Source organism: Haloprofundus sp. MHR1, assembly GCF_005155585.1.
Lineage (GTDB): Archaea > Halobacteriota > Halobacteria > Halobacteriales > Haloferacaceae > Haloprofundus > Haloprofundus halophilus.
Window position 1 is genome coordinate 1,053,857 of sequence record NZ_CP039833.1, and the last position, 20,813, is coordinate 1,074,669.

Genomic DNA, 20,813 nt, shown 5'->3' on the forward strand with positions numbered 1-20,813 from the left:
AGGAATTTGCGTCGCCCTACGCTCAGTCGTCGAGGACGCCGCGCGCGATGATCTCTTTCTGTATCTCGCTGGTCCCCTCGTAGATGGTCGTGATCTTCGAGTCGCGGTAGAGACGCTCGACGTCGAACTCGGTGACGTAGCCGTAGCCGCCGTGAATCTGGACGGCCTCGTTGGAGACGTCGACGGCCGCCTCGCTGGCGTGGTACTTCGCCATCGCCGCCGCGACGCGGTTGTCCTCGCCGGCGTCTTCCTGTCTCGCGGCCTCGCGGACCATCAGCCGGGAGGCGTGGACCTGCGTCGCCATGTCGGCGAACTTGTGGCGGATGGACTGAATCGAGGCGATGGGCTCGTCGAACTGCTCGCGCTCGTGGGCGTACTCGCGGGCCTCGTCGAGCGCCGACTGGGCGAGTCCGACCGCCTGTGCGGCGATGCCGACGCGGCCGCCGGTCAGGATGGTGAACGCCGCGGAGAGTCCCTTCCCTTCCTCGGTGAGCCGGTTCTCGGCGGGGATGCGCACGTCGTCGAACTTCAGACCGGTGGTGTCGCTGGCGCGGAGGCCGAGCTTCTTCTCCTTCTGTCCGACCTCGATTCCCGCCTCTTTGGGCACCAGAAACTGCGTCACCGACGAGGGGTCGTCGGGGTCGGTCTTCGCGAAGAGGATGCAGACCTCGCCGCGTTCGCCGTTCGTAATCCACTGCTTGTCGCCGTTGACGACGTACTCGTCGCCGTCGCGGATGGCCGTCGTCTCCATCTCCGCGGGGTTCGACCCCGCCTGCGGTTCCGAGAGCGCGAACGTCCCCACCGGCCGACCGTGCGCCATGTCGGGGAGCCAGCGCTCTTTCTGGTCCTCGGTTCCGAAGGCGGCGATGCACTCGGTGGCGAGGCAGTGCACCGACAGCGCCGTCGCGACGGCGAGTTGGCCGTAGGCGACCTCCTCGTTGACGATGCTGTAGGTCGTCCGGTCGGCGTCGAACCCGCCGTACTCCTCCGGAACGGTGAGGCCGGTCAGGTCCAACTCGGCCAGGCCGTCCCACACCTCCTCGGGGAACGTCTCGGTCTCGTCGGCCGCCCGCGCGGTGGGTCGAATCTCCTCGACGGCGAACTCCCGAACGACGTCGCGGATGGCTCGCTGCTCGCCGGTGAGCGACGAGTCCGCCCGTGTAGTTGCCATACGCTCGGATTCGGTCCCGGATGGAAAAAGATGACCGACTCGCCGTTCGACGCGGGCCGAACCGGTGGCGAGCTTACGTCTCCCGAAGCGACTCAGCGACCTCTTTCGGCGACGCCGACAGCCCGCCGCCCTGCGCGAACGTCGGACTGCCGCCGCCGCCGCCGCCGAACTCGTCGGTGATTTCGCCCACGACGTCGCCCGCGTCGACCTCGCCGTCGGTGGCGACGACGACGAACGTCGACCCTTGCTCACCCGCGACGGCGATAACATCGGCTCCGTCGCCGACGCGCGACTGCAGTTCGTCGCCCACTTCGTTCGGCCCGACCCCGGAGACGACGCCGGCGCGCCACGTCGCCCCGTTTCGTTCGACGGTCGGCAGGGAGTCCAAGTCGGCGGCCAGCATCGCCGTCTTCGCCTCGCGCAGCTCGGCGGCCAGCTCCTCCTTGTCCGCTTTGAGCTTGGCGGCGAACTCGGGGAGTTCGACCACGCTCGTACCGAGCGTCCGCGAAGCGTCGAGCGCGGCGCGCTTGACGTCGGCGCGGCGTTCGACGGCCTCGGGGCCGACGGCGAACTCGACGCGGGTCAGTCCCTCGCCGGGGTTCGACCGACCGAGCACCTCGACGGGGCCGATTTCTCGCGTGTTCGAGACGTGCGTTCCGCCGCAGGCCGCGACGTCCCACGGGTCGCCGCTGCTACCGCTTCCGACGCTCTCGTCTCCCCGCCGCGCCGCCGCGCCGACAGTGACGACGCGAATCGAGTCGGCGTCGGCCATCACGCCCTCCTCGGTCTTCGTGTTGAACGCGATGTCCGGGTCGTCGAGCGCGTCCTCCAGCGTGCGCTGTTCCCACGTCACCGGCCGCGACTCCCAGACGACGCGGTTGACCCGGCGTTCCAGCTCGACAAGCGTCTCGTCGTCGATGTCGGTCGTCGTGGTGAAGTCGACGCGCACCTTCTCGGGGCTGATGTCGAAGCCGCCGTAACCGAGTTCCGAGAGGAGGCCGCGTCCCGCGCCGTAGAGCACGTGACTCGCGGTGTGCGCCCGCATGCAGTACGTCCGAAACTCGTCGTCGATGTCGGCGGTGACGGTGTCGCCGGCCTCGAACGCGGGCGGTTCGTCGAGGACGTGGACGACCTCGCCGTCTCGGCTCTGCACGTCGACGACGCGGACGCCGTCCAGCGTCCCTCTGTCGGCGGGTTGGCCGCCGCTCTCGGCGTAGAAGTACGTCTCAGAGAGCGTCACTTCGCGGCCGTCGACGGCGTCGACGGTCGTCTCGAACGTCCGAACGTCGGGGTGGGCAGGTGCGAGCGTGGTAGACATGGACGTGCCAAGACGGCACGCGGACAAAAAGCTACAGAAAGCTTCCGACTACTCGTCGGTCAGTTCGATGCCGAGCCGGTCTTCGAGTTTGCGGACGACGGAGCCGCCGACGCCCGCACGCGTCGCTCGTCCCTCCTCGACGGCGACGAGGTCGCGCTCGCTCACGTCGAGTTCGGCTGCGAGGTCGCCGGTCGTCAGGCCGGCGTCCTCGCGAGCCTCGGCGACCCGGTCGCCGTAGTCGCGGACGAGATACGGGAGGCGGTCGCGTTCGTAGTTCGTCCCCTCCTCCTCCCAGTGCTTCGAGTCGCCCTTGCCGGCGTCGTACATCTTCGCCGCGCGCTGGGCGGCGCGCTTCTTTCGGCTGGGTTCGCTCTGGTCGCGGCCGCGCGACTGGTCGCGGTGTTTGCGCTCTTTGCTCTTGTTCTCGCCGTGGCTGGCGCAGTCGGGACACACCATCAGCGTCGCGCCGGCGACGTTCTCCTGGCGGAGCCTCGAACTCTCCGTGCCGCAGAGTTCGCAGCTGCCGCCGTCGCCGCCGCCACCGCCGCTTCCGGTGGAGTACTTGGGCATACCCGCCATACTTGCTCTGCTGATTTAAACCCGTGCCCGGCGTGCGACGCGGCGGCCGACGGGGGAAGATCGGATTCAGTCGGCGGCCCCGGACTCAGTCGGCGGTCCGTGTGACCGGGTCGCTTCGTGGCTCGGAGTCGGCGTTCTCGTCGACCGCGCCCCCGGCAGCGGACGCCTCGGCAGCGGGTTCCTCGGCCGGCGTCTCCTCGGGCGTCGACGCCGAATCGGACGCCGTCGGGATCAACCCGGGAGCGCCGCTCTGTCGAGTGACTGTCCGCATCGCCGTCTTCGGGAACTTGACGGCGACTTTCGCGCTCTCGGCGGCGAGGTCCCACGCGATTCGGTGCGCCATCCCTCGTCGGGTGCGCGACCAGCGGCCGGGGTGCGCCAACACGTAGAGGTGCGGGTAGCCGCCGGCTTCGAGCATCTCGGCGACCTCGGCGGTCGAGTGAAGCGTCCCCCAGCCGTCGACTTCGACGTCCCAGTCTCGGCCGGTGTCGGAGACGTACCGTAGCTCGTCGGTGCTGTTGCGCCCGGTGTCGATGGAGTACGCCCCTTCGCCGACGAGACCGTACGACTCCAGCGACGGTCCCTCCTCCCACATCGAGGCGTTGTGTTGCGGCGAGAGCGGACTGCCGTGCGCGCAGACGGTGTCGACCGGGACGAACGCGCGAAACGTCTCCAAGTTCCTCGCAAAGCGGTCGTGCGCGGCTTCGACGTCGCCTCGCGTCTTCGAGAGGTCTTCGTAGTGGTAGCCGACTTCGTGGCCCATCTCGACGAGTCGCCTCGCTTCCGGGCCGTCGAAGGTGTACGTCCGGAAGTAGTGGCTCGCCGAGATACCGCGGACCGCCTCGGCGTTCGCCATCGCGTACGACAGCTCCGCCCGTCGGTCGACGTCGTGGCGCATGATGACGAACCGCTCGGGCAACTCGCCTTCGTCGGCGAGTAGATACTCGCGGACGGTCAGGAACTCGTATCCTCCGACCAGTGCCGCGTCGAGTAACCGCTCGTACTGTCGCATCGAGAAATCGACGAGTCTCACGGTCGGAACCCCACTGCCCGGCGTGTAGCCTAGCCATCGCGTTCGGTACCTGCCAATGCAGTCATACGAACTGAACTATTATCTCAGAGCACATTGTTAGTCGCCAACTGTTTTGCGCGGGGTGGCAAGTGGGCGACAGTGAACGACGGTAGGCGACGACCGCTCGGTTCCGACGCGTCGGTAGTCACGAGATAACGGCACTGATACGTTGGAGTTCAAACCTTTGGGAGGGCGTGACAGTGTGTCGCATCATGCGGTAAAATGGCCCGGTAGATGGAGCCTACCGGCGCGAATGCTGTCTCTCTTGGCATGTGAAGTGCCGTCCGCGCTCGTCCCCCTCTCGGTAGCCGAGAGCCCCGGCTTTTCGGTGTAGTTCTGGAAAGGATTGTGCGTGGGTGCTTGTCCCTTTGAGGGGTTAGCACCTGCATCGTACTCGGCGGCTACGCCGCCTCGTTTCGGCGGAACGTCGTTCCGCCCTTGCGATGCGTGGGACCGGATTTGAACCGGCGGACCTCTACAGGACAGCGCCCTCAACGCTGCGCCGTTGGCCTGGCTTGGCTACCCACGCTCGCGCGTGTCTTACTGCACTCCTCCGTTTCGCACGGTTCGTTAAAAGCCCTTCCTTTCGGCGGCGGCGTGCCGCCCGTTCGCAGTGTGGTGGTTTCCCCGATGCGTCGTCGCGTTCGCGGAGCGTCGGTGCGCCGACCAGAGGGCGTCGACAGAGCAACCGTTTTGATGCCCGAACACACAGTTCGAGCATGGAACTTCGTGTCAGAGACCACGTTCCGGCGACGACCGCCATCCTGACGCTCGTGTCGCTCGGCCTGGTCTTCGGCGCGGCGCTCGGTGCGATACCCGACGTGTTGCTTCCGACGGCTCCGCAACCGCTGTACGACGCAATTCCCCACGTCAACACGGTCATCAGCACCGTCGCTATCGGGACGATTATCCTCGGCGTCCGCGCGATCCGCCGCGGCGACGTCGAGAGCCATCGGACGCTGATGCTCACCACCGTCGTGTTGTTCGCGACGTTTCTCGTCCTCTACCTGTACAAAGTCATCTCGCAGGGTACGCAGGAGTTCCCCGGTCCCGCCGCGGTAAATCAGTGGGTCTACCTGCCGACGCTCGCGGTTCACGTGATACTCGCTATCGTCTGCATCCCGCTTCTGTACTACGTGCTACTGTTGGCTCTGACCCGTCCCACCTCGCAGATTTACGGCACTCGACACAAGCGGATCGGGCGCGTTGCGGCGGCGCTGTGGCTCGTCTCGTTCGTCCTCGGCAACGTCGTCTACGTGCTCCTCTACGTCGTGTACTGACGGCCCGAGACGCGCCCGCACTCGTTGCTCACCGTCGGTGTTTTCACAGGCTGAGTGAGGGAGCGGCGAGCCTCAGTCGTCGGCGGGCGCTTCCGCGTCGATAGCCGGGCGGGTCACGTCGCGGTCGGCCGTCTCGCCGTCGATGTCGTACGGATACTCGCCGGTGACGCAGCCGAGACAGAGGTCCGCGCGCGATTTCCGGAGACAGTCGGCGATAGAGTCGATAGAGAGATACCCGAGACTGTCCGCGCCGATCTCGTCGCGGACCTCCGCGACGGAGCGGTCCGCGGCGATGAGTTCTCCGCGGGTGTGCATGTCGATGCCCATGTAACAGGGCGCGACGATGGGCGGCGCACCGATGCGCATGTGGACCTCCTCGGCCCCGGCGTCGCGCAGGAGTTCGACCAACTGCGTCGACGTCGTGCCGCGGACGATGCTGTCGTCGATGAGCGTCACGGTCTTACCCTCGACGGTGCTGCGAATCGGGTTCAGCTTCAGCCGAACCGCGCGTTCGCGTTCGTCCTGCGTCGGCATGATGAACGTCCGACCGACGTACCGGTTTTTCATCAACCCCTCGGCGAACTCAACGCCGTCGTCGTCCTCCGCCCGCGGTTCGCCGGCGGCGGTCGTCTCGCCCGCCGCCTCGGCGTAGCCGGTGGCGAAGGCGCGCCCGGAGTCGGGGACGGGCATCACCACGTCGGTCTCGACGCCGCTCTCCTCCCAGAGCGCGCGGCCGAGATTCCGCCGGACCTCGTAGACGAGCGTCCCGTCGATGACCGAGTCGGGTCGAGAGAAGTAGACGTGCTCGAAGAAGCAGTGCGCGGAGTTCTCCTTCTCGACGAGTTGGTAAGAGTCGAAGCCGCTGCCGTCGTTTTCGAGGACGACGAGTTCGCCCGGTCGCACGTCGCGGACGAGTTCGCCGTCGAGGGTGTCGATGGCGGCCGACTCGGAGGCGATGACGTAGCCGCCGTCGACTTTACCGATACAGAGCGGGCGATTGCCCTCGGGGTCTCGAACGCCCAAGACGGTGTCGTCGTGGCTGATGGTGAGCGCGTAGGAGCCGTGGATTCGCTCCATCGTGCGTTTGACGGCGCGGACGAGGTCGGATTCGAGGAGGTTTCGCGCGAGGTCGTGGGCGATGACTTCGGTGTCGCCCTCGGAGGTGAACGCGTGGCCGAGGTTCTCCAGTTCCGAGCGGAGTTCGTCGGCGTTGACGAGGTTGCCGTTGTGGGCGAGGCCCAACGAACCGGATTTGAACGAGACGGCGAACGGTTGCGCACAGCAGCTGTTGACGCCGCCCGCCGTCGGATACCGGACGTGGCCGATACCGGCGGTGCCGCGGAGCGTCGACAGCGACTCCTCGTCGAACACGTCGCCGACGAGACCCATCTCCACGTGGCTGTGCTGTTGGAACCCGTCGTGGGTGACGATACCCGCCGACTCCTGACCGCGGTGTTGGAGCGCGTACAGCGAGTAGTACAACGGCCGCGCGGCCTCGCGTTCGTCGAGCGACACGCCGACGACACCGCACTTCTCGTTGAGACCGTCTCCGACTCGACGGATATCCCGCCCCTGATGCATAGGAGTGAGTGTGAGGCCCACGGGTAAAAACACCCGTGGTTGTGCTGTATTTCGGCTGCTGCCGACCATATATATGCACAATCGTGGTCAAACAATCGCCGACCGACCGCCACGGCGACGCGTGTCCACTCGGGCACCGGTCGCCGTCTTTCGGTTAGAGACGTCGCTGGTGGCAGTCGGAGGAGAACGCGGAGCCAAACGCCGAAACGGGGACGATAGCCGTCGCTTCGGGAAGTAGCTGAGAGAGAAAGAACGTCGCAGGAAGCGGGGTTACTCGCCCGCTTTCGACTGCCACGCGTACTCGCGACGTTTCGCCGACTTGCCGAAGCCGCAGGACGAGCAGACCTTCTTCTTCACGTGGTAGGACTTCTCGCCACAGCGACGACATTTGACGTGCGTCGTCTTGTTCTTCTTGCCCTGACTCGGGGTTCCTGCTCCCGTCATGCTGTTATCGTGACCACGTTATCGCCGCGTATAATCGTTGTGTCTTCGACTTCCTCGACGTCGAGGCCACCGAGGAGCCCGTCGTCGTCGTCTTCGAGGCTCTCCTCGAGTACGACGTTCATGTGCTGGTCGTAGCCCGCCAACGTGCCGAAGTAGGAGGTACCGTCCTTCAGCTGCACGGTGACCGGCTCGTTCAGAGATGCCTCGAGTACGTCGAGGGGTCGTCCGCTCATACCCTGTACGCCACTGGTTTGACTATTAAAAATACCGGATGCAACGTCGAAATCGCGGTCCCGTGTCACGGTTCGCCGTGGCTCGCGGGGTCGTCTTGGTCTGTCGTCGGTCCCGGACCGCGCTCACCGGCGGACGAACTCCGAGAGTTTCTCGCGAATCCCGCCGTTCTCGCCGAGTCGAAGGTAGTAGGCGTTGCCGCCGTCCTCGTAGTAGTTGTCGATGCGGCGGCTCACCTCGAAACCGATGTGTTCGTAGAAGTCGAGCGCCGCCGTGTTCGTCGTCCGCGCGTGGCAGGTCACCGTCCGGTGCTCGTCGGCGACGGTGGCGACCAACCGTTGACCGTACCCCTCGCCGCGAACCTCGGGAGCGACGGCCAGAAAGAGGATGTAGCCGTCGCGCCGCGTCGAGACGAAGCCGACGAGCCGTTCGTCCTCGTAGAACAGATGCGTCTTCGAGCGCCGGTACGCGTCCATGAAGAAGCCGCGTCGCTGTTTCAGCACGTCCTCCCGCTCGTGGATGCGCTCTTTCAGCGCCCAAGCGTCCTCCCCGTACTGGGCTTGCCCGGGCTTGTCGACGCGCAGTTCGACGTTGACGCTCACTACCACACCGTAGAATCGAGGTAGTTATAAGTCCACCGTCCCGGACGACCTTCTCCGGTGTCTGACAGTCCACTGAAGAAGTTCTTTAGTGACGTACTGGCGTGTGGAGTAGTATGGATGAGTCACGGCCGGGCGTCGAACGGCGCGTCAAGCGGTCGATAGAGACACGGGTGAGAGACGCCGTCGTCTCCGGTGTCGCGGTCGTGATTCCGCTCGTTATCACCGTCGTCGTCTTCATGGTCGCGCTCGATATCGTCTCGAAGTATCTCGACCTCCTCTCGGACTTTCTCATACAACTCCCGTGGACGTCGAACGTCCCGACCGCACAGTACGTCGACCGGGAGTTGGCCATCGAACTGCTCACGCCCGTCGTGCTGTTCGGCTTCGTCCTCTTCGTCGGCTTCGTCGTCGAAGGCTCGAAGTACGGCGAACGCGCCGTCGACTACTTCGACGCCGTCCTCGGCGCGGTCCCCGGCGTCGGCGCGGTGTACGACAGTTTCCGACAGATGAGCGACGTGGTGCTGGAGAGCGACGTTCAGAACTTCCGCGACGTGAAACTGGTCGAGTTCCCCGCCGACGGCGTCTACACGCTCGGCTTCGTCACCACGGAGACGCCGCGACAACTCACCGACAGCACCGACCACGACGAGATGCTGACGATGTTTCTCCCGCTCGCACCGAACCCGGTGATGGGCGGTCACCTCGTCCACGTCCCGGCCTCGAAAGTCCACGACGTCGAGATGACCGTCGAGGAGGGCGTTCGCGCCATCGTGACCAGCGGCGTCGCCATCGGCTCGGCCTCCGGGACGGAGGTCGGACTCTCGGAGAGCCAACTCCGGAGTCTCTCGGCGATACAGGCGAACGCGGAGCCGGAGCACTCGGCGGGCGACGGCGCCGACGAGTCGAACGACGGACTCGACCCCGAGACGAGCGGGAAACGCGCCGTCGACGGCGACGGCGGCGGACTCGCTACGCGGAGCGGCGACAGCGAATAATACCGCGGCCGCCGACCGTTCGTACGTGAGCTACGAACTGCGCGAGCACACGGCGGACGTGGCCGTCGCGGCCTCGGCGCCGACGCTCGATGCCGTCTTCGGGGCCGTCGCCGACGGTCTCGCGGCGGCGATGTGCGAGACGATTCCCGACGCGGGCGACCGGTTTTCGCTGCGCGTCCGCGCCGAGAGCCGCGAGGCGGCGCTGTTCGACTACCTGGACGAACTCATCTACGAACGCGACGTCCGAGCGGTGCTCCCCGTCGAGAACCGCGCGACGGTCCGCCGCGACGACGACGAGTGGGTCGTCGACGCCGACGCTCGCGGCGTCCCGCTGTCGGGTCTCGGCGCGCGCGAGGTGAAAGCCGTCACCTACTCGGAGATGAGACTGGAAGAGACCGCGGGCGGCTGGCGCGCGTACGTCGTCTTCGACGTCTGACCCGAATTCGCGTCGGACTCTCGCGAAGAGTCGGCAGATGCGGGAGTCGGGTCGCGCATCCGTCACGGACGTTCGTCCATTTTTCCGCCGAAAGCGGACACGTGCGTAGGATTTAGAAGCGTCGGCTTCGGAGGTTCGACCATGAGACGCCATACGCTGCAGGCGGCGTTCGCAACCGCCGCGTTGCTCCTGTCACCCGGTGTCGCGAGTGCACACGTGAAATACGTCGTCGACGGCGGGGGCGCGGGCAACGCCGTCCGCCTGCTGGCGACCGTCGCGTCCGACCCGCTGAGTCTCGCGCTGATCCTCGGGACCGGTGGCGGGGTCGTCGTCGCCGCCGCGGGGTATCTCCGATACCGGCCCGCGGGCGACGACATCCGCGCGTTCCGCGCGGTGATGGACGACTACCGCGACCTGCTGCCGTGGCTGCTCCGGTTGAGCGTCGGCCTCCCGCTCGTGGGGGCGGGCTTCGCGGGCTACTTCTTCACGCCGCTGGTACCCGCGCCGACCCGCCTGTTCGGCGTCGCCGTCGGCTTTCTGCTCCTCTTCGGGCTGGCAACCCGTCTCGCCGCCGTCGTCGGTCTCGTCGGGTACCTCGTCGGCCTGGCGTTCCGTCCGGAGCTCTTCTTGGCCTTCGAGTACGTCCCGGCGTTCCTCGCCATCGTGCTCGTCGGCGGCGGCCGTCCGAGCGCCGACCAGCTCATCGCGCGGATGGCCGACGACGACCGGACGCTCTACTCGCGCGTCGACCCCTTCTACCGGCGCGTCGCCGTCCCCTTCGAGCGCCGCATCGCGCCGTACCGTCCGTTCGTCCCGACGATTCTGCGCGTCGGCATGGGCCTGTCGTTCGTCTATCTCGGAGTGGCGCAGAAACTGATGAACCCCGTCGAGGCGCTCGCCGTCGTCGAGAAGTACGACCTCACCGCCGTCGTTCCCGTCCTCCCCGAACTGTGGGTCGTCGGCGCCGGACTCGCCGAGGCAGTCGTCGGTCTCGCGCTGCTTTTCGGCGCGTTCACGCGCGCGTCGTCGCTCGTCGCGTTCGGCCTCTTCACGACGACGCTGTTCGGACTGCCCGACGACCCGGTGCTGGCGCACATCTCGCTTTTCGGTCTGGTCTCGGCGCTGCTGGTCACCGGGGGCGGGCCGTTCTCGTTCGACGCGTGGATGGCGCGGGAGACCCGTTCGGAACGGACGTCGCCGCGGACCGAGACCGGTGGCGACTGAGATCGGTGGCGACTGAGACCGGAGGCGATTGAGACCGGTGGCGACTGAGGCCGACCGCCGGTCGAACACGTACGTCTGGCGGACGGTCAGCGGAGACGACTCGGGGCAACGTATTCACCGACTCTCGTGCTACACTGCCACATGACGACGCGCGAGTTCGACGGCATCCGTCTCGAACGGGTCCGAGAGTACGTCTGGGAGATTCCGCGGGAGGACGGGATGCGCGTCCCCGCTCGCGTCCTCGCCAGCGAGAAGCTACTCGAACAGATCGGCGACGACAGGACGCTCCAACAACTGAAGAACGCGACGCACCTGCCGGGGATGACGAAACACGCGCTCTGCATGCCCGACGGCCACCAGGGCTACGGTTTCCCCGTCGGCGGCGTGGGGGCGACGGATGTCGAAAACGGCTGTATATCGCCGGGAGCGGTCGGGTACGACATAAACTGCGGCGTCAGGATGATGAAGACCAACCTCTCCTACGACGACCTGCAGGGTCACGAGGAGGGGTTGGTCGACGCGCTGTTCCGGGCGATTCCCTCGGGACTCGGCGGCGGCGGCGTCGTCGAATCCGACGTCGATACGGTGGACGCCGTCTTGGAGCGCGGCGTCGACTGGGCGCTCGAAGCGGGGTACGCCGTCGAGGACGACCTCCTGCACTGCGAGGACGAGGGGCGGCGACCGGACGCCGACTCCGACGCGGTGTCGGAGAAGGCGAAGAACAGAGGCAAGAACCAGTTGGGGAGTCTCGGCTCCGGCAACCACTTTCTGGAGGTCCAGCGCGTCACCGACGTGTTCCGCGAGGACGTCGCCGACGCGTACGGACTCGCCGAGGACCAGATTGTCGTGCTCATACACTGCGGCAGTCGCGGCCTCGGCCACCAGGTGTGCAACGACTACCTCCGGAAGATAGAGAAGCGCCACGGCGACCTGCTCGCGGAGTTACCCGACAGGGAACTGGCCGCCGCGCCCGCGGGAAGCGAACTGGCCGAGGCGTACTACGGCGCGATGTGCGCCGCCATCAACTTCGCGTGGACGAATCGGCAGTTGGTGATGCACCGCACCCGTGAGGTGTTCGAGCGCGTCTTCGGCCGCGACTGGGAGGCGATGGAGATGGAACTGCTGTACGACGTCGCCCACAACATCGCCAAGAAGGAGCACCACGACGTAGACGGCCAGGAGCGCGAACTGTACGTCCACCGCAAGGGTGCGACGCGGGCGTTTCCGGCGGGTCACCCCGAGGTTCCGAAGGCGTACCGCGACGTCGGACAACCCGTCATCATCCCCGGAAGCATGGGGGCGGGGAGCTACGTGCTCCGAGGCGGCGAGGAGTCGCTGTCGCTGTCGTTCGGGTCGACGGCCCACGGCGCGGGCCGGGTGATGAGTCGAACCCGCGCGAAAAAGGAGTACTGGGGCGAGACGGTACAGACGGAGCTCCGCGACCGGAACAGCATCTACGTGAAGGCCCAGAGCGGCGCGACCGTCGCCGAGGAAGCGCCGGGCGTCTACAAGGACGTCGACGAGGTGGTCCGCGTCTCCGACGCGCTCGGCATCGGCGACAAGGTTGCGCGAACCTACCCGGTCTGCAACATCAAAGGGTGAGAACCGCCGTCGACGGTCGGCTCTCACACCGTCGCTCGGAGCGCCGTTTCGCAGCGTCCGCCGCGTGAGACGCGACTCAGTCGTAACGAGCCGGTTCGGGCGCGTGTTCGCGCGACGGGATTCTGACTCGCGAGTTCAGTCGCTGCAGGTTCGAACGGATGCTACTGTAGTCTCGTGAGAGTGTTTCAGACATGACGATCACCGCCAAGAACCGACTTCGACGCAGGTTGATGCACTCATCGCGAGCCACGCGTCGTCGCGGCCGATGTCGGCGACGACGAGCGATTTCTCTCCGTCTACCTCGTCGAACGCACACGTCACTTCCGCACCGCTCGATTCCGTGGCGTGCTCGTTCCCAACTCCACGTTCGACGCGTGGAGGGCGTCGGGTGTTCCGACGTTTCGGGTTTCGGGAATCCATCGTACTCCTACAGACTGGTTCCGACGGCATACCACCACTGCCCAATAGATTAGGCACTCCGTCAGACGGTTCAGGACCAGAAGCCACCCGGACCCGGCGGTCCAGACGGCTCACGCGGCCCAGTTCGGCCGTCTCCGCCGATGTCGACGAACTCCGAGGGGCGACGCGGGTCGAGTTCCTGTCCGTCGGCGTATTTGACGTAGCTCAGGTAGTACGCGCGGCCACAGCCGATTTGGCCGTCGCCGTCCGCTCCCGTCGGTTCGTCGACTTCGTCGCCGGCGTTACCGCCTCCCGCCGCTCTCTCGGCACTCTCGGCACTCTCGGTGCTCTCGGCGTTCTCGACGTTTTCGGCGCTCCCGTCGCCTGGTATCCACCCCTTCGGCCTGAACGTCACCGAGGAGGCGTCGCTCTCGCCGCAGTCGAGTTTTACCCCGTCTGCGTCCTCGTAGGCGTCGTCGGGGGTCGCGTACTCCCAGCCTTCCAGCGGGTACGGCGTGACCGCCTTGTCCGCGAGATACTCGTCGCGTTCGAGTTCGACGAGCGTCTCGCAGTGCGGGCAGTAGTAGGTGACGGTGAAACTCATCGCGTTCCGTAGGGACCGCTGGCACTTGGGTTTCGCGGCGGTCGGCGGATGGAGGAACCGCTCTCCGCCTTCCGGAAACTCTTTGCACCGAGGGGCAGAGGTTCGAGTATGATAGACGAGACGGTCGAGGAAATCCGGGAGATGCAGACCCACAGTTCCTCCGTCGTCGCCGTCAAGGCCACGCGGGCGCTCTCGGAGCTACTCGACAGGGAGTTCGCGACGCTCGAAGAGTACGAGCGCGACCTCGAACGGAACGCGGGAGCGCTCCGTCGGGCGAACCCCTCGCACGCCTCGCTGTACAACGCGATGCGAGAGGTCACAGAGAGCGTCGTCGACGAGACCGACACGGTGGACGAGGCGAAGGCGCGGACGCGAGAGACGATAGAGCGCGTCGTCGAGGACGTCGAACGCGGCAAGCGCCGCGCCGCCGAGACCGCCGCCGAGACGTTCGAGGACGGCGAGACGTTCCTCACCCACGACTACTCCTCGACCGTCCTCGAAGCGGTCGAAATCGCCGTCAGGGACGGAATCGAACTGACGGCGTACGCGACGGAGGCGCGGCCGCGGTACCTCGGACGCAAGACCGCGCGGACGCTCGCGTCGATGGACCGCGTCGATACCCACCTCATCGTCGACAGCGCCTCGGGCTACGTGTTAGAAGAGTGCGACCGCGTCATCATCGGGATGGACTGCATCGTCGACGACGTGCTGTACAACCGAATCGGCACGTTCCCGATCGTCGCCGCGGCAAACGAGGTCGGCGTCCCGGTCACCATCGTCGGCTCCGGCGCGAAGATAATCGAGGACGGCTTCCGGTTCGAGAACGAGTTCCGCTCGCCCGCCGAGGTGATGCTGGAACCGGCCGAGGGTTTCAGTATCGACAACCCCGCCTACGACGCGACGCCCGTCTCGCTCATCGACGAGGTTATCACCGACGAGCAGACGCGGCACTACTGAAAAATCTCGACCACTCAGTCGAGCGCGACCCGCTCGCCGTTTTCGTCACTCCGCTCGATAGCGTCGAGCACCCGCTGGACCTCGTAGGCGTCCTCGAACGACGGGTGGAACTCGCTGCCCGAGTCGGCCGCGCTTAGGAACTCGTAGTTCTCGTGGACGAACGTGTGCTCCCAGCCGAGGACGTGGCCCGGCGGCCACCAGTGTTCGACGTAGGGGTCGTCCTCGTCGGTGACGAGGATGGTCTCGTAGCCGCGGTTACCCTCTCTGAGCAACTCCAGTTCGTTGATGCGTTCGAGCGAGAACTGCAGGCTCCCTTTCGACCCGTGGACGCGAATCGTGTGGTCGTTCTTGTGGCCGGTGGCGACGCGAGAGGCCTCGAACGTCCCCATCGCGCCGTTCTCGAACTCCGCTTCGGCGGTGTAGGCGTCGTCGACGGTGACGGGGCGCGTCTCGTCCTCGCCGGGAACCGGGCGCTCCTCGACGAACGTTCGAAGGCTTCCGCTCACCTCGGCGATGTCGCCGGCCTGCTCGCCGACGAGGAAGCGCGCGAGGTCGACGGTGTGCGCGCCGAGGTCGCCGAGCGCGCCGCTGCCGGCGAGGTCTTTGTCCATCCGCCACGCCCACGGCGCGTCGGGGTCGGCGAGCCAGTCCTGCATGTACCGGCCGTCGACGTGGCGAATTTCGCCGAGTTCGCCGTCGTCGATGAGCTTTTTGGCATATTGGATGGCGGGGATGAACCGGTAGTTGAACGCGCAGCCGGCGACGCCCTCCGCGTCGGCGGCGGCGTCGCGCATCCGTTCGGCTTCGTCGAGCGTCGGCGCGAGCGGTTTCTCGCAGAGGACGTGTTTCCCGGCTTCCAGCGCCGCGATGGAGGGGTCGGCGTGGAGGTGGTTCGGCCCGAGGTTGTAGAACACGTCCACCTCGTCGACGACGTCCTCCCAGTCGGTGGCGGTGTGCTCGAAGCCGAAGCGGTCGGCGGCGTCCGCCAGCGCCTCCTCGTCGCGGCCGACGAGCGTGTGGCGAACCACCTCGGGCGCGTCCGGGAAGAACATCGGGAGGCGCGCCAACGCGTTCGAGTGTGCCTGTCCCATGAACCGATAGCCGAGCATACCGACTGTCAGAGCCATGAGCCAACTTCACGCGGCGGCGGCTTAGGGTTTCATATCCGGCAGTTTCTTGCGGGGGTGGGGTCTTCGTCGGGTCATGAGCGACCTGTCCTCCGTCGAATCGCCGCACGGCAGCAGCCGAGACGCCGACGAACGGATTCGCGTCGTCGCCCTCGGCGTCGTCCGCCGCGACGACGAACTCCTCGTCTTCGAGGCGGCGTCCGAGGAGTCGGGGACGTACTACCGACCGCTCGGCGGCGGCGTCGAGTTCGGCGAACACAGCGTCGACGCGCTTCGCCGCGAGTTCCGCGAGGAGCTGGAGGTCGAACTGACGAGAGTTCACGAGCTCGGGACGTTCGAGGGAGTGTTCACCGTCGACGGCGAGCAGTGCCACGAGATTCAGCGCGTCTACGGCGCGGAGTTCGTCCAGCAGTGGCCCTACCAGATGGACTCGTTTACGGCCCACGAACCCGACACCGGCGAGGACCTCGACTGCCTGTGGAAACCGCTGTCGGAGTTCACCGAAGCGGGAGAGACGCTGTTCCCCGAAACGCTGCCGAGCGTTCTCTGAAAAGCGTCGACCGCCGACCGCTCACTCCGCCCAGTACGCCTCGCCGGGCGTCGTCTCGAACACCGACCGCTGGAGCAGTTCGACCGCCTTTTCGAGCCCCTCGCGGGACGAGGTGAGCGAGTCCTCGTGCTCGATGGAGAGCGCGCCGTCGTAGCCGACCATCCGGAGCGTCGACACCACGTCCTTCCAGTGCTCCTCGCCGTGGCCGTAACCGACGGTGCGGAACAGCCACGAGCGGTCGGGTTCCTCGGTGTACGACGTGGTGTCGAGGACTCCCTTGATTCGGGACCGGTCGTCGTAGACGCGGGTGTCCTTCGCGTGGACGTGGTGGATGGCCCCCGCTTCGCCGAGATACCGGATCGCGGCGAGCACGTCGATGCCCTGCCAGTAGAGGTGGGAGGGGTCGAAGTTCGCGCCGACGTACTGGTTGGTCGCCTCGCGCAGGCGCAGCATCCCCGACGGTTCGTAGACGAGCATGTTCGGGTGCATCTCGATGGCGAGCTGGACGCCGTGGTCGGCGGCGTGGTTCGAGAGTCCCGACCAGTAGTCGGTGGCGACGTCCCACTGGTACTCGTGGGCGTCGGCGTGCTCGGTCGGCCACGGCGCGGTGATCCAGTTCGGCACCTCGTCGTCGGGACCGCCGGCGGGCAGACCCGAGAAGCAGGTGACCGCGTCGACGTCGAGCTCGTCGGCGAGTTCGACGGCCTCGCGGAGTTCGGTGTCGGCTTCGTCGGCCGTCTCCTCGTCGGGGTGCAGCGGATTGTTGTGCGTCGCCAGCGCGCTGATGTACATGTCGTGGCCGTCGACGAGTTCGAGCAACTCCTCGCGGGCGCTCTCGTCGTCGAGCAGCTCCCGCCGGTCGACGTGCGCCTCGCCGGGGTAACCGCCGACGCCGAGTTCGACCGCGGAGACGCCGATGTCGTCGAGGTAGTCGAGCGCTTCTTCGAGCGACTGGCCGCCCAGGGGGACGGTGAGTACTCCGATGTCCATGTCCGTTGTTACGTTCAGGGCGTCGATAAAACTTCAGGAGGGCGCAACGAGAGGAGGGACCGAAACCGTCGGACACGCGTCGGGACGCGTTCTCCCGCGGAACCGACTCAGTCGAGTTCGGGCGCGGCCTCGGACCCGGCGTCGAGACGAATCGCCTTCCCCTCCGCCGAGGAGCGGTAGATGGCGTCGATGACGCGCTGGACGGCCAGCCCCTGTTCGACGGTGTTCCGCTCGGGGTGGTTGCCGGAGGCGACGGCTTCGAGAAACAGGCGCTGTTCGGATTTGTGGGTGTCGTTGGCCTGCGTCTGGATGTCGGTGTCGCGCAGGTGGTCGGTGCCGTCCTTACCCGTCTCGTAGAGCGTCAGTTCGTGGCTCGCGCGGTCGAAGCGCGCCCCGGCCTCCGAGCCCCGGAGGACGAACTCGTCGTTCGTCGGTCGGTTCGTCGCCCACGCGACTTCCAGCGAGATGGTCTGGCCGTCCGCCGAGCGGATGAAGGCGCTCGCGGAGTCGTCGACGTCGAACCCTTCCGGGCCGATGTCCTCACCCCACATCTCGACGAAGGCGTAGTCGTCCTGGTTGCCGAACTGCGAGCGGGTGACGCCCGACACCTCGACGATCTCGGGGAAGTCGAGGAAGTAGAGCGCGAGGTCGATGGCGTGGACGCCGATGTCGATGAGCGCGCCGCCGCCGGCGATATCCTTGGAGGTGAACCACGAGCCGCGACCGGGGATGCCGCGACGGCGGACGTAGTTGGCCTCGACGTGCTGCATCTCGCCGAACTCGCCGTCGCGCTGGTAGCTCTTGATCACCTGAACCGGGTTGGCGAAGCGGTTGTTGAACCCGACCATGCAGAGCGCCTCCGACGCCTCGGCGGCGGCGGCGATGCGCTCGGCGCTCTCTAAGTTGTGCGCGAGCGGTTTCTCCAACAGCACGTCGATGCCGGCGTCCAGCGCCGCGACGGCGTACTCCTCGTGAAAGCGGTTCGGCGTCGTTACGATGACGGCGTCGACGTCGTCGAACAGTTCGTACTTGTCGTCGTACGCCTCGACGCCGTACTTCTCGGCGAAGCGTCGTCGAGCGTCGGCCTGGATGTCCATGCCGCCGACGAGCGTCGCGCCCAAATCCGTCAACCGGTCGGCGTGGTAGTGGCCGATGTTACCGAGGCCGACTACCCCGACCCGTACTGGCGTGTCCGAAGTCATTCTCTACTCCTCGTTTACTACAACACGTGTTAAGCGTCACGTTCCATGTGTTGTCAGTACAACTGACGCTCGCGCTCTTCACGCTCTTCCTCTTGTTTTTCCTGTTCCTTGATTCGTCGTCTGCCGCGCAGGAACTGCCGCCCTTTGGGGATGATGACGTTCTTCAGATCCAGGACGAACGACACGATGCCGTACGCCCAGAAGAAGAACAGCAGGGTCACCATCCCGATGTACAGCAGTCCGAGTTCGGTGACCATCTGTGGTGTGGTGTGGTGTTCAGTCGTCGCTTTCCGCGCCGGTCTCGGTGACGTTCTCCGGGCTGGTCAACTTCACCAGACCGTGCTGGATGGCCTGACCCGACGCGGTGTCGAAGAGGTGAATCCTGCTCCGGTCGAGGACGACGTCGAACTCTTGGTCCTCGACGATGTCGCTGTCGGGGTCGACGCTCATCAGCAGCTGGTTCTGCTGAGCGGCCTCCATATCCATGCTCGACCCGTCGTCGTCCAACAGCAGGTAGACGAATATCTCGTCGCCCATCGGTTCGAGGACGTCGGTCGTCGTCTCGATGCTCATCGAGGGGTGCGAGACCGAGCTCGACTGGTCGATTGGGTAGACGTCCTCGGGACGGACGCCGAGGGTCACCTCCTGGCCGACCTCGACGCCCATCTGTGCGGGGTCGAACTCGACGGTGACGCCGGTGTCGTGCTCGAAGCCCTGTTGGGTGACGGTGCCGTCGAGGAAGTTCATCGCCGGCGACCCGATGAACCCCGCGACGAAGAGGTTCTGCGGTTCGTTGTAGCAGGTCAGCGGCGGATCTATCTGCTGGAGCTGGCCGCCGTCGAGGACGGCGATGCGGTCCGACATCGTCATCGCCTCCGCCTGGTCGTGCGTGACGTAGATTATGGTGGTGTCCAGTTCCTTGTGCAGGCGCTGGAGCTCGGTCCGCATGTGGACGCGTAGTTTCGCGTCGAGGTTCGCCAGCGGCTCGTCCATCAGGAACACGTCAGGGTTGCGAACGATGGCGCGGGCGATGGCGACGCGCTGGCGCTGGCCGCCGGACATCTCGTCGGGCATGCGGTCTAACATCCCCTCCAGTTGGACGATGTCGGAGGCGCGTTCGACGCGGCGGTCGATCTCCTCCTTCTCGTAGTCGCGGAGCCGGAGGCCGAAGCTGATGTTGTCGTACACGTCCATGTGCGGGAACAGCGCGATGTTCTGGAACACCATCGCCACCCCGCGGTCTTTCGGCGGGAGGTTCGTCACCTCTCGGTCGCCGATGTAGATGGACCCCTCCGTGGGTTTGGTCAGCCCGGCCACCATCTCCATGGTCGTCGACTTCCCGCAGCCGGACGGACCGACGAGGCAAACGAACTCCCCGTCTCTGATGTGTACGTTCATGTCGTCGACTGCCGTTACGTCTTCGTACCGTTTCGTCACGTGTTCGAGTTTTACGTCTCCCATTGTCTTACTCCTTGAGTGCTCCTGCCGTGAGCCCGCTGACGATTTTCTCCTGTGCGACGATGACCAGGATGGCCACCGGCAGCACGCCGATGATACTCGCCGCCGCCATCAGGTGGTACGGCGTGTCGTACTGCCCCTGCAAGCCGATGATGCCCGCGACGAGCGGGGCCCAGCTTCCGGGTTCGCCGTTGTTCATCAAAAACGAGAAGAAGAACTCGTTGTAGACGCTGATGAACGTGAGCACGCCCGCCGTCGCCACACCGGGCGCCGACAGCGGAATGATGACGCGGAACAGCGCGCCGAGTCGCGTCGTTCCTTCGACGCGGGCGGCGTCCTCCAACCCGTCGGGAATCTGCCCGTAGAAGGTCGTGAGGATGAAGATCGATAGCGGCATGAACAGCGCGCTGAACGGCAACACCATCGCTCCCGGCGTGTTGTACAGCTCCGGGAAACCGACGGCGAGACCCGTTCCGGGGATGCCGACGGCCACGTTCCCCGTGAAGAGGTTGTACAGCGGCAGCAGGAACGCCGCCGGCGGGAAGTACGAGATGGCGAGGATGGCGAGCATCAACGGTCCGCGTCCGGGGAACCGGAGGCGACCGAAGACGTAGCCCGCGAGGCTCGCCAGCAGCAGGACGATGACCGTCGTCAGGATGCCCAACACGAAGCTGTTGAACATGAAGATGTGGAACGGCACGCGCTGGAACACGACGATGAACGACTCGAAGTTGAGCGTCCCGCCCGGCGGGTAGAGCCCGACGTTCTGCAGCGCCCGCGGCGGCGTCAGCGACAGCACGAGCAGCCAGTAGAACGGGAACAGCGTCGTGAGCAGGAAGAACGTGGTCAGGACGTAGAACATCGCACGGTACGTCCGCTCGGGGTTCTTTATCGAACTGCTGACCCAGCGGCTGAACGGCCCGCGCGTCAGTTCGCGGTCGCCGCCGGTGCCGATGGTCGTCGAGTCGCCGGTCTGTGGTTCGCTTCCCAT

Annotated in this window: 23 protein-coding genes and 1 tRNA gene; 7 read left to right on the forward strand and 17 right to left on the reverse strand. The window is 66.1% G+C overall.

Annotation, left to right across the window (positions count from 1 at the left end):
• Positions 1 to 22: 22 nt before the first annotated feature.
• From FCF25_RS05335 to FCF25_RS05355, 5 genes are all read right to left on the reverse strand, one after another.
• Complete coding sequence (locus FCF25_RS05335; RefSeq protein ID WP_137047552.1) at positions 23 to 1,171, reverse strand: acyl-CoA dehydrogenase family protein; 1,149 nt, start codon at positions 1,169 to 1,171, stop codon at positions 23 to 25.
• A gap of 73 nt (positions 1,172 to 1,244) precedes the next feature.
• A complete protein-coding gene (locus FCF25_RS05340) occupies positions 1,245 to 2,489 on the reverse strand; it encodes an alanine--tRNA ligase-related protein (RefSeq protein ID WP_137047553.1) in 1,245 nt (414 codons plus the stop codon).
• 48 nt (positions 2,490 to 2,537) lie between these two features.
• A complete protein-coding gene (locus FCF25_RS05345; protein ID WP_117595113.1) occupies positions 2,538 to 3,059 on the reverse strand; it encodes a multiprotein-bridging factor 1 family protein in 522 nt (173 codons plus the stop codon).
• 94 nt (positions 3,060 to 3,153) lie between these two features.
• Positions 3,154 to 4,101: a hypothetical protein gene (locus tag FCF25_RS05350; protein ID WP_137047554.1), complete on the reverse strand. Its 948-nt coding sequence runs from the start codon at positions 4,099 to 4,101 to the stop codon at positions 3,154 to 3,156.
• A 483-nt stretch (positions 4,102 to 4,584) separates the two neighbouring features.
• Positions 4,585 to 4,669 (reverse strand) — tRNA-Leu (locus FCF25_RS05355).
• A 190-nt stretch (positions 4,670 to 4,859) separates the two neighbouring features.
• Here FCF25_RS05355 and FCF25_RS05360 point away from each other — a divergent pair.
• Positions 4,860 to 5,420: a DUF420 domain-containing protein gene (locus tag FCF25_RS05360; RefSeq protein WP_137047555.1), complete on the forward strand. Its 561-nt coding sequence runs from the start codon at positions 4,860 to 4,862 to the stop codon at positions 5,418 to 5,420.
• 72 nt (positions 5,421 to 5,492) lie between these two features.
• Here the strand turns inward: FCF25_RS05360 and purF are convergent, their stop codons facing one another.
• From purF to FCF25_RS05380, 4 genes are all read right to left on the reverse strand, one after another.
• Complete coding sequence (gene purF, locus FCF25_RS05365; RefSeq protein WP_117595116.1) at positions 5,493 to 7,001, reverse strand: amidophosphoribosyltransferase; 1,509 nt, start codon at positions 6,999 to 7,001, stop codon at positions 5,493 to 5,495.
• 270 nt (positions 7,002 to 7,271) lie between these two features.
• Positions 7,272 to 7,445: a 50S ribosomal protein L37e gene (locus FCF25_RS05370; RefSeq protein ID WP_117595117.1), complete on the reverse strand. Its 174-nt coding sequence runs from the start codon at positions 7,443 to 7,445 to the stop codon at positions 7,272 to 7,274.
• Positions 7,442 to 7,678, reverse strand: a complete 237-nt coding sequence (locus FCF25_RS05375) for an LSM domain-containing protein (RefSeq protein WP_117595118.1) — start codon at positions 7,676 to 7,678, stop codon at positions 7,442 to 7,444. Before FCF25_RS05375 ends, FCF25_RS05370 begins: the two co-directional genes overlap by 4 nt.
• Before the next feature lie 123 nt (positions 7,679 to 7,801).
• Positions 7,802 to 8,278 carry an N-acetyltransferase gene (locus FCF25_RS05380; RefSeq protein ID WP_117595119.1) on the reverse strand — a complete coding sequence of 159 codons (477 nt, stop codon included), beginning with the start codon at positions 8,276 to 8,278 and terminating at the stop codon, positions 7,802 to 7,804.
• A gap of 113 nt (positions 8,279 to 8,391) precedes the next feature.
• Between FCF25_RS05380 and FCF25_RS05385 the strand changes: the two genes are divergently transcribed.
• The 4 genes from FCF25_RS05385 to FCF25_RS05400 all read left to right on the forward strand — a co-directional run bounded on the left by FCF25_RS05385 (position 8,392) and on the right by FCF25_RS05400 (position 12,535).
• Positions 8,392 to 9,273, forward strand: a complete 882-nt coding sequence (locus FCF25_RS05385) for a DUF502 domain-containing protein (protein ID WP_117595120.1) — start codon at positions 8,392 to 8,394, stop codon at positions 9,271 to 9,273.
• A 25-nt stretch (positions 9,274 to 9,298) separates the two neighbouring features.
• On the forward strand, positions 9,299 to 9,709 hold the full coding sequence (locus FCF25_RS05390; protein WP_137047556.1) for an archease: 411 nt from the start codon (positions 9,299 to 9,301) through the stop codon (positions 9,707 to 9,709).
• A 141-nt stretch (positions 9,710 to 9,850) separates the two neighbouring features.
• On the forward strand, positions 9,851 to 10,933 hold the full coding sequence (locus tag FCF25_RS05395) for a DoxX family protein (RefSeq protein ID WP_137047557.1): 1,083 nt from the start codon (positions 9,851 to 9,853) through the stop codon (positions 10,931 to 10,933).
• A 141-nt stretch (positions 10,934 to 11,074) separates the two neighbouring features.
• Positions 11,075 to 12,535 (forward strand): RtcB family protein, encoded by a 1,461-nt coding sequence (locus FCF25_RS05400; RefSeq protein ID WP_137047558.1) that lies wholly within the window; start codon positions 11,075 to 11,077, stop codon positions 12,533 to 12,535.
• A gap of 198 nt (positions 12,536 to 12,733) precedes the next feature.
• Here the strand turns inward: FCF25_RS05400 and FCF25_RS05405 are convergent, their stop codons facing one another.
• Positions 12,734 to 12,985, reverse strand: a complete 252-nt coding sequence (locus tag FCF25_RS05405) for a hypothetical protein (RefSeq protein WP_137047559.1) — start codon at positions 12,983 to 12,985, stop codon at positions 12,734 to 12,736.
• 40 nt (positions 12,986 to 13,025) lie between these two features.
• On the reverse strand, positions 13,026 to 13,538 hold the full coding sequence (locus FCF25_RS05410) for a hypothetical protein (protein ID WP_137047560.1): 513 nt from the start codon (positions 13,536 to 13,538) through the stop codon (positions 13,026 to 13,028).
• Between the two features lie 108 nt (positions 13,539 to 13,646).
• Here FCF25_RS05410 and FCF25_RS05415 point away from each other — a divergent pair, with 108 nt between their 5' ends.
• Entirely contained in the window at positions 13,647 to 14,495 is an 849-nt protein-coding gene (locus FCF25_RS05415; protein ID WP_117595125.1) for a translation initiation factor eIF-2B, read from the forward strand.
• Positions 14,496 to 14,509: 14 nt separating this feature from the next.
• Here FCF25_RS05415 and FCF25_RS05420 read toward each other — a convergent pair whose 3' ends face one another.
• Positions 14,510 to 15,622, reverse strand: coding sequence for a Gfo/Idh/MocA family protein (locus FCF25_RS05420; protein WP_137047561.1), 1,113 nt, complete (start codon positions 15,620 to 15,622; stop codon positions 14,510 to 14,512).
• 76 nt (positions 15,623 to 15,698) lie between these two features.
• Here FCF25_RS05420 and FCF25_RS05425 point away from each other — a divergent pair, with 76 nt between their 5' ends.
• Positions 15,699 to 16,172 carry an NUDIX hydrolase gene (locus tag FCF25_RS05425; RefSeq protein WP_137047563.1) on the forward strand — a complete coding sequence of 158 codons (474 nt, stop codon included), beginning with the start codon at positions 15,699 to 15,701 and terminating at the stop codon, positions 16,170 to 16,172.
• 21 nt (positions 16,173 to 16,193) lie between these two features.
• Here FCF25_RS05425 and FCF25_RS05430 read toward each other — a convergent pair whose 3' ends face one another.
• The 5 genes from FCF25_RS05430 to FCF25_RS05450 all read right to left on the reverse strand — a co-directional run bounded on the left by FCF25_RS05430 (position 16,194) and on the right by FCF25_RS05450 (position 20,813).
• Complete coding sequence (locus tag FCF25_RS05430; RefSeq protein ID WP_137047565.1) at positions 16,194 to 17,162, reverse strand: sugar phosphate isomerase/epimerase; 969 nt, start codon at positions 17,160 to 17,162, stop codon at positions 16,194 to 16,196.
• Between the two features lie 107 nt (positions 17,163 to 17,269).
• Positions 17,270 to 18,364 carry a Gfo/Idh/MocA family protein gene (locus FCF25_RS05435; protein WP_117595129.1) on the reverse strand — a complete coding sequence of 365 codons (1,095 nt, stop codon included), beginning with the start codon at positions 18,362 to 18,364 and terminating at the stop codon, positions 17,270 to 17,272.
• Between the two features lie 53 nt (positions 18,365 to 18,417).
• Positions 18,418 to 18,621 (reverse strand): hypothetical protein, encoded by a 204-nt coding sequence (locus FCF25_RS05440; RefSeq protein WP_137047567.1) that lies wholly within the window; start codon positions 18,619 to 18,621, stop codon positions 18,418 to 18,420.
• Positions 18,622 to 18,640: 19 nt separating this feature from the next.
• Complete coding sequence (locus FCF25_RS05445) at positions 18,641 to 19,825, reverse strand: ABC transporter ATP-binding protein (protein WP_117595131.1); 1,185 nt, start codon at positions 19,823 to 19,825, stop codon at positions 18,641 to 18,643.
• A 4-nt stretch (positions 19,826 to 19,829) separates the two neighbouring features.
• On the reverse strand, positions 19,830 to 20,813 hold the full coding sequence (locus tag FCF25_RS05450; RefSeq protein WP_117595132.1) for a carbohydrate ABC transporter permease: 984 nt from the start codon (positions 20,811 to 20,813) through the stop codon (positions 19,830 to 19,832).